Raw genomic sequence first — 14250 nt, 5'->3', positions numbered from 1 at the left:
CTCCTTATTTTAATAATTTACTTTTTACAAAAATCATTATCCTCTGTATAATATACTTAAATTCACTCATCCTAAATGTTGTTAAAATCCAAATAATAGGAAAAACCAATAAAACAATAAAAAATCTCAATACAAAAGATCTAAAATTATTTACGTAAAATAAATTAATTGAAATATAATAAGATAATAAACATCCAATTAATGTAACAAAAATCAAATAAACAATCTTACTAAAAAACTCAATTCCTTTCGTATTAAATTTGTATTTTATAACAACATACGCTTCCCATGGAAAATATATGAAGAAAAAAACAAATATAGTCGGTACAAGTACACCTATTATACTTTGAGTTGCTTGTATCATCCAGATACTGCCTACAACATTAATTATCATTCCAATATATGGCTTTAACCAATCTTTAGTCCATAGTCCGGCTGCATTTCTATATGTTAAAGTCATAACTCTAAACACCCACGCATAAAAATATAAAACTACAAAATACATTTCAAAATTTGTCAACAAATACTTTTGTCCTGCCCAAACTACTATAAATGGTTGAAATAAACATAACATAAACGCTGTTGAAATTCCTACCAGCCCCAACCATATATAGTGCATTATTAAAAAGAATTTATAATTTGATTCTCTTGTATCGGTTATAAGTTTATTTCCTATTGCTGATAAACTACCACCCGAAAAAACTTGAATTAATCCATTTACAGCAGTCTGCACATAATTATAATTACTATAAATTGACAATGATGTTAATCCTAAATAAGCCGAAATAATAATACTATCTACGCTTACTAAAAATGTATTTCCCAAGTTATGCCCAAATAAGGTAAATACCTTTTGATAAACTTGTTGTTTATCTCTTGCAGACAATAAGCCTCTACATATAATATCAGGATATTCTTTTCTAGCTTTTATTTGATAACCTATGCTATTTAAAATTACCATTATAGGTAAAAATATAGCATATAAATAATAATTTTTAAACACCACTAAAATTAAAGCTTGTATTATATATTGAAAAATATATCTTACAGTTTGAATCTTTAATGTAATATCTTCTCTCTGATATGCTGTAAATAAAGAAGTATTATATGAAAATAGTATATAATCAAACACAACTTCTAATAAAAATATTACAAATAATATGTGAAGATTTAAATCACTTGGAACCTCACCTTTAACAAATAAATTTAAGAAAGGCAATAATGCCAATCCCATAATTAAAATAATACTTCCCACTATCCTATGAACTTTTTTAAAATAATTTAGCATTGCAGATAATGCTTCTTTATCATCATCTGCTACTGCTTTATACATCATATAAACTAATGAAGAAGAAAATCCTAAATTAGTTAAATTCAAAACAGTTAAAATAGATGTAAATAATCCATTTAGTCCATTATATTGGATACCCAGTTGATGAATTATTATAGTTTTTATTAAAAATGGTCCAACCATTGTAACTAATCTATATATTATTCCCCAAGCACTATTTCTTAATACATTTTTTGTTCTACTCATTAATTATTCCTTAAATTTCTCAAATTTTAATTACATTTCTAGAATCTGAGAATTCTTCCATACACTTAATAATTCCTTTAGAAACATCTGGTGTAATTTTAGATAATACACGCCCAGACTCTATGGATTTAACAAATGCAACTAATGCATATCTGATTCCTTCTCCATCTAACTGATAAAAATATCTCTTATTTTCTTCAATTTTTTCATATCTTAATTCAAAATAATCTGTTTTCCACCATGGTGCCGGTACATAAGCATATCCTTTTGTCCCTGATATAACTAAATATCCTTCTGTCTTAACTCCGGAGCCTATTTTCATAGATGCTACTGCATTGTCATAAATAAAATCAATTTTTACAAAATCATCAAATTTATTTTCTTTATCTATGTAATGAGCTATCATATTTTTTGATTTATAGTTTGTACCTAATATCTGAAATATTGGCAATAAAGCTGTTGGCCCCCATTCATAAATATTATTCCAGTTTTTATTATAATAATCAAAATCAAAAACATCCTCAAGTCTTGTACAATTTGAATCAACTGACATTATTTTTCCAATTTTACCACCTTTTAATAAAAGTAGTAATCTCGAATATGCTGTGGAGTATGCTGTCTTAATGGAGTTCATCAATACAACTTTATTTTCATTTGCTAAACTGTTTAATTCTTCCCACTCATCAATTTTCAATGTCATTGGCGACTCGCATAAAACAGATTTTTTAGCCAATATAGCATCTTTTATATGTTTATAATGAAATTCAGGTTTAGATCTTATATATACTGCATCAACATTATTTAAAAATTCATCATAATTTTCACTAATTATATAAGGTAACCTTTTTATATCATCTGATAGATTATCAATATTTTTTGTAAATATGGAATTTACTTCTATCCCATTTACAAATTTACTCTCCGTTTCTATCTTATTTAAGAATAAAGAATCTCCAACAATTCCCAATCTAATTTTTCTTGTTTCAGTTCTTAATTCAGAACTTGAAATACCTTGTGTTCTATCTAAATAAACAACTTCACAATATTCATTTAAATAATCAAAATATCCCTTCCAATCTGAACCAACAGTAAATATATCGACGTCATATTTTATGATATCATCTATTTTTTGTCCTTCATATTCTTCAACAATAATTTCATCAGCTATACCAGTTTCTCTAACAGATTCTATTCTTTCAATTAGAGATTGTTGAACATTGATTTTACCTCTAGTCATATCAAAATTATCAGCTGTAACACCTACAATCAAATAATCTCCTAAAGCCTTTGCTCTTTCTAATAATCTTATATGTCCATAATGAAGCAAATCGTATGTTCCATAAGTTATAACCTTTTTCATCATATTCCCCTAAATAATGTTTCTAGCTTTTAAATCTTCAAAAGCTTCTATAAGCTTAGTATTATCATCTACTGTTAATTCTCCAATATGTCCAACTCTAAATACTTTTTCTCTTAATTCTCCTCCATTTGGAGTTACCCATATGCCGTATTCATCCTTTAAAATTAAAAAAATGTCATATGCTGAAGCTGTCAATGCTCTTAAAGGAGTAACTGCATTAGATAAAGACTCTGATACTATTTCAAATGGGAAATCTTTAATTCTATCCCTAAAATCTCTTGCTTGCTTTTCAATTTTTTCTTGTTCAGAAACTTGTCCACCAGATTGTTCAATTTCTTTCAACCTTTGATTAATTTGTAAAAGTATACCTACTGCTGGCGTAAATGGAGTTTGACCCCTTTTTGCATTTTCTAAAGCTGATTTCAGATTAAAATATAATGTTTTAACTTTTGAATCATTTACTCTATCTACAGCTCTTTGTGATAGAAGAATAATTGAAATTCCCGGAGGGCACGCCAATGCTTTTTGGGAACCCGTAATCATAACATCAACATTCCATTTTGACATTTCAAAATTATCAGCTAAAAATGAACTTATTGCATCAACAATTAAAAATATATTATTTCTCTTACAAAATTCACTAATTAATTCCATATCATAATGAACACCTGTTGAAGTTTCATGTACATTAACTAAAAATGCTGTAATACCGGCATTTTCATATTTTTCCAAATGTTTTTGTTTTAAGGCTTTTCCCGCTTCTAATTTAATAATATCATGAGGTATTTCATGTATTTGACATATATCTACAAATCTCTGTCCAAAACTACCACCATTTACTATTAAAACTTTATCTTCTTTCGATAAAGTATTCATTACTGTAGCTTCCATTGATGCAGTTCCTGATCCTGTTAAAAATACCACCTTGGAGTCATCACTTGCATTTGCAAATTCCTTTATTAATCTTTCATTTTCTAACATTACATCTGAAAATTCTTGAGTTCTGAAATAAGGCACTTGTTCAGCACCAATCTTTCTAACAGCCTTCGAAGATTGGACTGGACCAACTGTAAAGTTAATCATAATTTTTCCTTCCATAATTTTATTTTTTTAATTCTTTTAATTTATCATATATTTTCAATACATTATCATCAAATTTAAAATTTTTCATATTAAAAATATATTCTATTCTATTTGTATATGTTTCGTCAATTAAATTTAATAATTTCTCACTAGTTGAATCTTCTTCCAAAATCATTTTAGCAAATCCATTTTTTTCAAATGATTTGGCGTTATCAATCTGGTCTCCTCTTGATTGAGTCATTGGTAGAGGAATCAAAATCATAGGAATTTGATAGTATAAAAATTCAAAAATTGCATTTGAACCAGATCTTGAAATAACAATATCCGATAAATCAAATATATCTTTTAAATTTTCTTTAATATATTCAAATTGATAATACCCTTCATGTTGAATTGATGGATTATATCCATCTTTTCCTGTTGCATGGATAACATTATATTTTGATGTTAGATAATCTAGGTTATCTACAATTGTTTTATTTATAAATTCAGCACCTAAAGATCCCCCCATGGCTAATAATGTTGGCTTATCATTATTAATATTTAACCTCTTTTTAGCTAAAACTTTATTTCCATTTTTTAGTCCATCTCTAATTACAGGTCCTAAAAATTTTCCTTTTCCAGACTTTATATATTTTTCAGTTTCCGGAAATGTAGTAAATATAGTTTTTACAAATGGTTGAACTAATTTATTTGCTAATCCAGGTGTTAAATCTGATTCATGAGCAATTGAAGGTACTCTATTAACCCATCCTCCAACAATAACAGGCACAGAAACAAATCCTCCCTTTGAAAAAATTACAGATGGTTTAATCTTAAATATTATAACTATAGATTGTAATATTCCCCACATAACCTTAAAAACATCTAAAAAATTTTTAAACGATAAAAATCTTCTTAATTTTCCCGTGGAAATTGGAATATACTTTACCCCTTCAATATCTTTTATTAAATCTCTTTCGATCCCATTTCTAGATCCGATATAGTAAATATCCCACCCTTCTTTTTTTAATAACGGTATAAGTGCTAAATTTACTGAAACGTGTCCTGTTGTCCCCCCTCCAGTAAGCACTATTTTATCATTATACATATTATTTCCTATTTTGATATTTTTTCTTTATTATTTAAATATGGTCTCAAAATTTCCGGAATAGTAATTGAACCATCCTCATTTTGATAGTTTTCTAAAATTGCTGCAAATGTTCTTCCTACTGCTAATCCAGAACCATTTAATGTGTGAACAAATTGAACTTTTCCTTCTTCATCTCTATATCTCAAGTTTGCTCTTCTGGCTTGAAAATCTTCAAAATTTGAACACGATGAAATTTCAACATATCTGCCATATGATGGCATCCAAACCTCAATATCATATGTCTTAGCTGATGAAAATCCTAAATCTCCTGATGATAACATAACTACTCTATATGGAATATTCAATAATTGTAGAATTTTTTCAGCATCTGATGTTAATTTTTCTAATTCTTCATAAGAATCTTCAGGTTTTGCTAATTTCACTAATTCAACCTTGTCAAATTGGTGATTTCTTATTAATCCTCTTGTATCTCTTCCTGCTGATCCGGCCTCTTGTCTAAAGCAAGGAGTATATGCTGTATATTTAATTGGCAATTCTTCATATGACAATATTTCTTCTCTTCTATAATTTGTAACAGGCACTTCTGCTGTCGGTACTAAAAAGAAATCTTTACTTGGTAAATAAAATGCATCTTCTTCAAATTTTGGCAACTGTCCTGTACCTATCATTGAATCTCTATTAACCATATATGGCACAGATAATTCTGTATAGCCTGATTCTTCAGTATGTGTTGCAAGCATAAATGCAGCTATAGATCTTTCTAATCTTGCTCCTAAGCCCTTAAATATTGAAAATCTAGCTCCCGTTATTTTTGCAGCTCTTTCAAAATCCAAAATATCTAAATTTACACCCAAATCCCAATGAGCCTTTGGTTCAAAATCAAATTTTCTAGGTTCTCCAAATTTTCTAATTTCAACATTATCACTATCATCTTTTCCTAAAGGAACATCTTCACTTGGAATATTTGGTATGTAAAGTAATTTATTTCTAATTTCAAAATCTAAATTTCTCACTTTTTCATCCATTTCTTTCACTTCTGCTGATAATTTTTTCATTTTAGCAAAAATTGAAGAAACATCTTTTCCTTCTTTTTTCAATTGAGGAATTGATTTAGAAACTTGATTTTGTTCTGCTTTTTTAGCTTCTACTTCGGTAATCAAAGCTCTTCTTTCTTCATCAAGATCAATAATTTCTTGAATTGGAAATTCTCCATTTCTCTTTTTTAATCCTTCGATAACTTTATCTTTTTCTTTTCTAATAAGCTTAATATCTAACATTTTTACCTCTCTCAAATAATCCGATATTTTCTACAAAAATTTCTATATTATTAATTCTATGTTTTTTATTTAATCCTTTTTTTAATTTATGAAATGTAACAACGATATCTGAATCTATACATTTCAGATTTGAATTTTCATCATCAGAATCCAATCCTGATGGAATATCTACTGAAATAGTGTAAATCCTTGCTTTGTTTATAGTGTCGATAATGTATTCTGTTGTACCATTAAACATAAATTTATATTCTAATCCTGTAACTGCATCTATTATAGTATTAACTCTATTTAAATCACTCGATAAACTCTGTAATTCTTCTAAAGTTTCAAGATCATTTATTTTTATATTTAATTTCTTTATCAAACTAAATTGATATTCAAAATCCTCATCTACACCTTCTTTATTATCGATAATATAAATTTCAACTTGTTTTCCAAGTGCAAACAAATTTCTAGCAATAGCTAATCCGATTGCACCATTGTTTGTAAGCCCACAAAGTATACCAAAAGTTTTTCTTCTATCTAAATCAATATTTTTTATTACTTTTAAAGCTTGATTTTCAATGATAATTTCAGGTTTTATACCAAGTTCTTCAATATTGTATTTTTTTAATCTATTAAATTCATCCCTTAAGATATAATTCATTGTTTTATCCTTACATCATTTCCGTAAAAATATTTTTGATAAAATTCTCCCACAATACGTGAATAAATTCTCGTGTCATATTCAGACCTAACATCTTCCGTGTCCAAATTAGATGATATTATTACCGGAAGTTTTTTTACAATTCTTTTATTTAAAACCTCAAAAACCGCTGATTTTGTATTATCATTAATATTATTTGAACCTAAATCATCAATTATGAGTAAATCACAATTATATATTGAATTTATTCTTGGCAAAAGATCTGATTTTTGATTTGAAAATGCAAATTTATATTCTAAAATTAAATTAACAAGATCTGATTCCGAAAGATACACTACTGAAAAGTTTCTATCTAACACTTCTTTTGCAATACTATTAATCATAAAGGTTTTACCTGTGCCAACAGGTCCAAATAAAAACAAATTTACAGAATCTCTGCTAAAATTAATTGCATAATCATAAAACTGTTCTCTTAAATCTTTCATATTTTCATATGGACTTAGATTTTCATTAATTTGTCGATCTTTTCTAAACAGTTCCAAATTAAAATTTTGAAAATTTTCTTCTTTTATAATCTCTTCAATTTCACTATCTTTATATAACTTCTGAATTTCTAGTTTTTTTCTACACTCACAAGTATGAGTCCCGTCAATTCCTGTATCATGACAAATTTCACAATGGTATTTCATATCTAAATAATCTTCAGGAATATTATTTTCTTTCATTAAATGCTTTTTCTCAGAAATTAATTTTGAAATTTCTATAGAAATATCTTCACATGATTTTTTTGAAATTAAATTATTTATTCTTTCGATATTTTTTATTTTTATTTCATTTGAAATTTCAATAATTCTAGGCACTTTTTGTTTAATTTCATTAATTCTATTTTCCAAATTAATTTCATTTTGCCTTCTTCTATCTTCTAATATTTCTTGAACTGTTTTCATAGTTATTTCCTTCTTCTAGTTGGAAGTTTCTTTTTCATTTTTTCTTGAACAAATTTTAGTCTCTCTTCTTTGCTCATCCTGTCATCTTTATCTGCAAGTGAAACCTTTTTAGCTTGAGATTTATTATTTTTGATTTCAGCTTTATTTTCTTTTTCTTTATTTTCTTTTTGTTCAAGATATTTTTCAAGCTTTTCTATATTTGTAGCACCATCAATCATCCAATTTCTGATTGTTGCCATTATTTGATCTACTGCTTTTACACCCCGAATATTAGATGCCATCATATACGCATATGATATGAAATCGCAGCTTACTCCAAAATCATTCATTGTTCCTAGTACTTTCTTAATTTCTCTAGGATTCAATTTTCTAGGTATATCTTGTCCTTGAGATATAAATTCTTCTATATTTTCAATAAGTTCTCTACTTTCAATAGATTCAGGGGAATTATTGTAAATCTCTTCTTTTTGCATTTGTTCTTTTTCAAATGGGCTCTTGGAAAATGAATTCCCCTTATGGTCATTTGTTCCATACATTGACTGTAAATATTGGGTTCGAACAGACTTAAATATATACTTGTCTCCACTTTGTTCTACCAATCCTTGGTCAATCCAATATTGCCAAGCATCTACTACTTGTCCCTCTGTAAGTTTCATTTCTACTGCAATATTAGCATTTGAAATTTCCTGTTTTTCACAATACGCAACAGATAATGCGTATAAATACACTTTTATTTGTACATCATTTGCAAAAGACAAATAAGTATTTATAAACATATTTTCAATTGGTGTAGTACCTAAGTCGATAATATTTTGCTCAATCTCTAATCTCATCTAAATACTCCTGCCTTTTCAATCTCATTTCATATATTTTAGTAAATATAATTCCATTTTTTCTTTCAAAATAACCTTCATATTTTTCTTCTTCAATATCAATAACTTGATTTTCAAATTTTATATATTCTGAGGAATGCATCTTGAAATTAAACTTTTTATATAAATTTATAGCCCTTGTATTCCATGCATTTACTTCTAAATCTAATCTTCTCATTTTTAATTTTTCAAAATAAAAATTTAAAAATTGCTGAAGCACTTTAGAACCTATACCTTTAGACATAAACTTAGAATCTAAAACGATACCTAATTTAGCTATTTTTAATACTTTATTTATTTCCTTTATCCCAATATAGCCTATTAATTTGCCTTCAATATTAAATATTGAAAAATATAATGCATTGTTTCTGCCTTGTTTCATCTTAAACCAAATATCCAATTCTTTATCAGATAAATCACTATAATTATATCCAACAAAAAGCGGATCATCATGATCTGTCCATTGTCTTAATAATATGCCATCTTCTTTTTTTAATGGTCTTAAATAATATTCCTTATTCATTTTCTTGCATATGCTCAAAGTCATAAAACTTAGTATTTTCTTTCTTAAAGTATAATTTAACGGTACCAGTAGGACCATTTCTATGTTTTCCTATTATTACTTCAATTGTATTTTGCTCTTCAGAATCTTCATTATAATAATCATCACGATATAGCATCATTACAACGTCAGCATCTTGCTCGATAGCCCCAGACTCTCTTAAATCTGATAACATAGGTCGTTTATTAGTTCTTTCTTCAGATTTTCTTGATAATTGTGAAAGAGCTAATACCGGGATATTTAATTCTTTAGCTAACGCCTTTAATCCTCTTGAAATATTTGAAATTTCCTGTTGTCTATTTTCATTTCTACCTATATCTGTAGTCATTAGTTGAAGGTAGTCTATAAGTATCAAGTCAATACCATGTTCTTGTTTCATACGTTTTGATTTTGCCCTAAGTTCTGTTAATGATATGCTTGCAGTGTCATCAACGTACATATCAATACTTGGTATTATATTTGATTTTTCATATAATAATTGCCAATCCTCTTCCGGAATTTTACCTGAAATTATGTGTTGCAATTCAACATTTGTTATAATTGATAAAATTCTTTGAAATATTTGTCTTCTACTCATTTCAAGTGAAAATACCGCCACTTTTTTTCCTGCTAAAGCTGCATTAAGTGCCATATGAATTCCTAAGGCCGTCTTTCCTACAGATGGTCTTGCAGCTAATAATATCATATCGGAATTTTGTAAGCCTGATAATTGTCTATTTAAATCTCTAAATCCTGTAGTAACTCCTGTGATATCACCATCATTTTGAGACATTTCTAATATATGATTAAATGCTTCTTCCATTGTATGTTCAAGTTTTACAAGTCCTTCATTATTATCAAAACTACTTAACTTAAACAGTTTTTCTGAAAATTCCCCTATTAGTTCTTCTGATGAATTTTTAGTTGTATGAACTTTATTAATTACATCATCTCCAAATGTTAACAATTTTCTAAGCATAGACTTTTCTTTTACAATATTTAAATATGAATCATAATTAGCCCTATAATATGTGCTATCAAGTAAGGTCATAACATATGTTTCATCTCCAACATCTGCAAGTGTCCCTTTAGAACTTAACTTATCATTTATCATATTAAAGTCTATTGGAGAATTTTCAAAACTTAATTCAGATATGGCATCGTAAATTACAGAATTTCTTAGGTCATAAAAATCGTCTCTCTTAATTTTTTCTAATAATAAATTCACCAAATCATTATGAACTATTACAAGCCCTAAAATGGCTTTTTCTGTCTTTATATCACTTGGTGCGTAATTTGATTCCATATATTACTCCAATTATTCCGGTTTAACTTCTACTTTTAGATCTGCTAACATTTCCGGGAAAACTCTAACTTTAACTACGTAGTTTCCAGCTATTTTTAGATTATCACTTAATTCTACTTTCTTTTTGTCTATTTCTATGCCTTTTTCTTCTAAAGCTTTAGCAATATCTCCTGATGTAACAGAACCAAATAATCTTCCATCATTTCCTGATTTTTTCTTTACAACCACTGATAATGATTCCAACTTTTCTTTTAATTTTTCAGCTTCAGCTTTATTGGCTTCAAACTCTTCTTTTCTAATTCTTAGTTCTTCTTCCCATGCTTTTTTATTTTCTTTTGTTGCTTCTACTGCTAATTTATTTGGAAATAAAAAGTTTCTTGCATAACCTGTCTTTGCATTTACTAATTCGCCTTCTTTCCCTAAACCTTTAACATCCGCTTTTAATATAACTTTCATTAATCTTCCTCCTGTTCATATTCAGAAATTGCTTTTTTAAGCAATTCTTTTGCTTCTTCTATTGTTGAATCTATTTGAGTAGCAGCCATTGTTCTATGTCCACCCCCATTCAATTTTTCCATAATAAGTTGTACAGATACATCTCCATAAGATCTTGCAGAAATATGAACTCTCCCTTTTGAGAGAGTAAACACAAATGATGCCTGTATATTCCCAATATTCATCATTTCATCTGCAGCTTGAGATGCTATAAGTGTTGATTCCTCAAAATCATAATTAAATTCACCAAAAATATATTTATCTTTGTATATTTCAGAATTTAATATTATTTCCGATCTATATTTCAAAATTTGTAAATCTTCACTCATAAGTTTATTTACAATACCTAAATCTGCCCCATTATCTTTTAATACAACAGCTGCTTCAAATGTCCTTACTCCTGTTTGTTGATTAAAACTCTTTGTATCAACTACTATACCTGCAAACAGAGCATTTGCAATTATTTTATCGATTTCTATTTTTTCATCCATATATATCAGCATTTCTGTAACTAGTTCTGATGCTGATGATGCATAAGGTTCAATATAATTCAATATAGCATTATCTATATAATCACTACCTCTTCTGTGATGATCGATTATTACTACTGATTTTGTCTTTTCAAGCATACGAGGTTCCTCGATTGATGCTTTTCTATGATTATCTGTCACTATCACTAGTGATGATTCTTTTATTTTTTCAAATGCTTCATCAGGAACAATAATATGTTCTTTCAAACCTTCTATTTCTTCTACTGCATAATCATATAAATTTCTTATTGCAGGAGTTATCTCTGATAAAACAATATATGCTATCTTATTTCTTTTAGTTGCAACATGCCACAAACCTAATGCTGAACCAAATGAATCCATATCAGGATTTTTATGCCCTGATATATAAATATCTGTAGATTTATCAATTAATTGCATCAACGCATGTGCGACTACTCTAGCTTTAACTTTTGTACGTTTTTCAGTAGCTTGATTTTTCCCACCAAAGTAATCTAATTTATCTTTAGATTTTATAACAATCTGATCTCCGCCTCTACCTAAAGCAATATCTAATGCAGAGTTTGCAGATTTTTCAATAGCTCTTGGAGAATCTTCATTTTTACCAACACCAATTGAAAGGGTCGGTGCCATAGATGCACCGGTATTTACATTTCTAACATCTTCAACAAAAGTAAACTTTTCTCGTGTCATTTGATTATATTCTTTATTTTGAACAACCGCTGTATATTTGCCATTGTCGTTCTTTTTAATATAACTACCATATTTATGGAAATATGAAGTTATCTTACTATCTATTTCAGCAAAAATAATTGGTCGTTTTTCACTCGATGTATTTTGTGAAAGTTCTTCGTAGTTATCAAGTCTTATATTCATCAAAACGATTTTTTGATCTTCATATTTTTTTAATGTTTCCTCTTTTTCAGTAATATCAATAAAATATAATAAAGTCATCGGACTATTTCCATCATGATTTGTATAGTTGAACTGTACATTATAGTTTCTAAATCCATATACTATATCCATACTATAAAAATTTCTACTATCTAATTTTTCAATATTAATTTCAGGTATAAGATTATACATTTTCATTTGAATTAATGAAGATTTTTCACCTATAAGTTCCTTAAATCTAGAATTATACCATACCAATTCATGATTATAATTTAATATCGCAATTGGAAAAGGCATTGTAAATATTGCACTTTTTGTAAATCCTTCAAACGAAATTTCCAATTTATCAATATAATCTTTAATTTCTTTATCTTTCTTCTTGTAAGTGTCGTAAGCTACAGCAGATACAATGAAAGTTGCAAGTATACCAATTATTCCAAAGTATATATTTAGAACCAATAAAATTACTGTAATAATAAATACAATTATTGGATTAATCCATATATTTAAATATTTTTTATCAAAAAAATTATTACTCATTTTATACTCTCTCTTAAATTAAATATCATCCTTAAATTTACTATTAAATCCATCAATCCTATAAAGGCAAATATCATATATCCTTGTAAAAATACAAATACAAATATAACGATTATATAAGCAACTATAAGATTAAATTTTCTTTCCAATAAAAAGTTTGACGTTAATATACCATTTCCAAATAATAAAAATATCAATACAAATGATATATTTTTCATTACTAAATCTATATTTTTTATTTTAAATACAAGCGAAATTAAATAGCCTATTGCTACAGCTGTTGCAAATGCTCTAAATTCATTTCCTAATCTAAAATTATTCAATTTAGTATTTTGCTTTATTTCATATCCTATTTTTTTCAATAATTTAAGACTAAAAACTTTATTAAAAAATGCGATTAATATTGCAAAAACTACCAAAAATCCAGGAATAATACTTATAAAATAATTTGTTGCACTTTTCAAGGTTTGAATATACAAATCAATTGAATTACTCGAAAAATTTATATCACTCTTCAAAGATTCTTCCATATATTTTACAATGTTTTCCATAGAATTTTTAATATCCGTAATCATGTTAACCTTAAAAACAAAATAAAGTGTTGAAAATGTTAAAATAATACATCCGATATATACAAATGTAGAAATCTTAACTATTTTTTCTATTTTGCATTGTTTTTTTATTAAATTTGAAATAACAAAACTCATAATTAATATAAGAGTTCCAAAAATCATAGTGCTTAAAATACCCGTCATGAAATACATTCCTACTATAGTAATTAAAAATGAAATTAAAAATTTCTTAATATCATATCTAATCAATAGTATTATAAATGGAACAAACAAAAATAAATTAGATATCCCAGATACACCTAAAAAATAGATAATCATTAGTGAAATAACACTTGTCATTAAAATATCCAAAGCACTCTCAAATCTTTTATTTTTTATCATATTTTCTCCATTCTATAACTATTATTATATCATTTTTAAGGCTAAAAAAACAATTATAGTGTATAACTTAACCTAATTCATATATTTTCACATCTATAACTAGAATAATTTGTAATATTATATAAAGGAATTTGACAGTTCCCGTATTTATGATTTAGCACCATGATTTTTTTAATTAAATTAATATATCACATACT

The 14250-nt window shown here is 27.1% G+C and carries 13 protein-coding genes; all 13 read right to left on the bottom strand.

Annotated elements, in window-relative coordinates:
- Positions 1 to 4: 4 nt before the first annotated feature.
- From EQF90_RS01285 to EQF90_RS01225, 13 genes are read right to left on the bottom strand one after another with little or no spacing between them, the layout of a single operon-like run.
- Positions 5 to 1537, bottom strand: coding sequence for a lipopolysaccharide biosynthesis protein (locus EQF90_RS01285; RefSeq protein ID WP_134711452.1), 1533 nt, complete (start codon positions 1535 to 1537; stop codon positions 5 to 7).
- 19 nt (positions 1538 to 1556) lie between these two features.
- Complete coding sequence (locus EQF90_RS01280) at positions 1557 to 2897, bottom strand: adenylyltransferase/cytidyltransferase family protein (protein WP_134711451.1); 1341 nt, start codon at positions 2895 to 2897, stop codon at positions 1557 to 1559.
- Between the two features lie 9 nt (positions 2898 to 2906).
- Complete coding sequence (locus tag EQF90_RS01275) at positions 2907 to 3980, bottom strand: pyridoxal-phosphate-dependent aminotransferase family protein (protein WP_134711450.1); 1074 nt, start codon at positions 3978 to 3980, stop codon at positions 2907 to 2909.
- A 19-nt stretch (positions 3981 to 3999) separates the two neighbouring features.
- Positions 4000 to 5070, bottom strand: a complete 1071-nt coding sequence (locus EQF90_RS01270) for an undecaprenyldiphospho-muramoylpentapeptide beta-N-acetylglucosaminyltransferase (protein ID WP_134711449.1) — start codon at positions 5068 to 5070, stop codon at positions 4000 to 4002.
- Between the two features lie 8 nt (positions 5071 to 5078).
- Positions 5079 to 6350, bottom strand: a complete 1272-nt coding sequence (gene serS, locus EQF90_RS01265) for a serine--tRNA ligase (protein WP_134711448.1) — start codon at positions 6348 to 6350, stop codon at positions 5079 to 5081.
- Entirely contained in the window at positions 6337 to 6996 is a 660-nt protein-coding gene (locus tag EQF90_RS01260; protein ID WP_134711447.1) for an NAD(P)H-hydrate epimerase, read from the bottom strand. Before EQF90_RS01260 ends, serS begins: the two co-directional genes overlap by 14 nt.
- Positions 6993 to 7943, bottom strand: coding sequence for an ATP-binding protein (locus tag EQF90_RS01255; RefSeq protein WP_134711446.1), 951 nt, complete (start codon positions 7941 to 7943; stop codon positions 6993 to 6995). Before EQF90_RS01255 ends, EQF90_RS01260 begins: the two co-directional genes overlap by 4 nt.
- A 2-nt stretch (positions 7944 to 7945) precedes the next feature.
- Positions 7946 to 8776 carry a DnaD domain protein gene (locus tag EQF90_RS01250; protein WP_134711445.1) on the bottom strand — a complete coding sequence of 277 codons (831 nt, stop codon included), beginning with the start codon at positions 8774 to 8776 and terminating at the stop codon, positions 7946 to 7948.
- Entirely contained in the window at positions 8760 to 9338 is a 579-nt protein-coding gene (locus tag EQF90_RS01245; RefSeq protein ID WP_167554095.1) for a GNAT family N-acetyltransferase, read from the bottom strand. Before EQF90_RS01245 ends, EQF90_RS01250 begins: the two co-directional genes overlap by 17 nt.
- Entirely contained in the window at positions 9331 to 10662 is a 1332-nt protein-coding gene (gene dnaB, locus EQF90_RS01240) for a replicative DNA helicase (RefSeq protein WP_134711443.1), read from the bottom strand. The genes EQF90_RS01245 and dnaB overlap by 8 nt, the downstream gene beginning before the upstream one ends.
- A gap of 12 nt (positions 10663 to 10674) precedes the next feature.
- Positions 10675 to 11118 carry a 50S ribosomal protein L9 gene (gene rplI, locus EQF90_RS01235; RefSeq protein ID WP_134711442.1) on the bottom strand — a complete coding sequence of 148 codons (444 nt, stop codon included), beginning with the start codon at positions 11116 to 11118 and terminating at the stop codon, positions 10675 to 10677.
- Complete coding sequence (locus tag EQF90_RS01230; RefSeq protein WP_134711441.1) at positions 11118 to 13100, bottom strand: DHH family phosphoesterase; 1983 nt, start codon at positions 13098 to 13100, stop codon at positions 11118 to 11120. The genes rplI and EQF90_RS01230 overlap by 1 nt, the downstream gene beginning before the upstream one ends.
- Complete coding sequence (locus EQF90_RS01225) at positions 13097 to 14053, bottom strand: DUF2232 domain-containing protein (protein WP_134711440.1); 957 nt, start codon at positions 14051 to 14053, stop codon at positions 13097 to 13099. Before EQF90_RS01225 ends, EQF90_RS01230 begins: the two co-directional genes overlap by 4 nt.
- Positions 14054 to 14250: the final 197 nt, after the last annotated feature.

Source organism: Helcococcus ovis (genome assembly GCF_004524775.2).
Lineage (GTDB): Bacteria > Bacillota > Clostridia > Tissierellales > Peptoniphilaceae > Helcococcus > Helcococcus ovis.
Note: the sequence above shows the minus strand (reverse complement) of the source record. Positions and strands in the feature narration are given on the sequence as shown.

Coding starts and splice junctions, on each gene's coding strand:
- EQF90_RS01260 (WP_134711447.1), bottom strand. CDS start 6,996: ATGAATTATATCTTAAGGGATGAATTTAATAGATTAAAAAAATACAAT.
- EQF90_RS01230 (WP_134711441.1), bottom strand. CDS start 13,100: ATGAGTAATAATTTTTTTGATAAAAAATATTTAAATATATGGATTAAT.
- serS (WP_134711448.1), bottom strand. CDS start 6,350: ATGTTAGATATTAAGCTTATTAGAAAAGAAAAAGATAAAGTTATCGAA.
- dnaB (WP_134711443.1), bottom strand. CDS start 10,662: ATGGAATCAAATTACGCACCAAGTGATATAAAGACAGAAAAAGCCATT.
- EQF90_RS01255 (WP_134711446.1), bottom strand. CDS start 7,943: ATGAAAACAGTTCAAGAAATATTAGAAGATAGAAGAAGGCAAAATGAA.
- EQF90_RS01250 (WP_134711445.1), bottom strand. CDS start 8,776: ATGAGATTAGAGATTGAGCAAAATATTATCGACTTAGGTACTACACCA.
- EQF90_RS01280 (WP_134711451.1), bottom strand. CDS start 2,897: ATGAAAAAGGTTATAACTTATGGAACATACGATTTGCTTCATTATGGA.
- EQF90_RS01225 (WP_134711440.1), bottom strand. CDS start 14,053: ATGATAAAAAATAAAAGATTTGAGAGTGCTTTGGATATTTTAATGACA.
- EQF90_RS01245 (WP_167554095.1), bottom strand. CDS start 9,338: ATGAATAAGGAATATTATTTAAGACCATTAAAAAAAGAAGATGGCATA.
- rplI (WP_134711442.1), bottom strand. CDS start 11,118: ATGAAAGTTATATTAAAAGCGGATGTTAAAGGTTTAGGGAAAGAAGGC.
- EQF90_RS01270 (WP_134711449.1), bottom strand. CDS start 5,070: ATGTATAATGATAAAATAGTGCTTACTGGAGGGGGGACAACAGGACAC.
- EQF90_RS01275 (WP_134711450.1), bottom strand. CDS start 3,980: ATGATTAACTTTACAGTTGGTCCAGTCCAATCTTCGAAGGCTGTTAGA.
- EQF90_RS01285 (WP_134711452.1), bottom strand. CDS start 1,537: ATGAGTAGAACAAAAAATGTATTAAGAAATAGTGCTTGGGGAATAATA.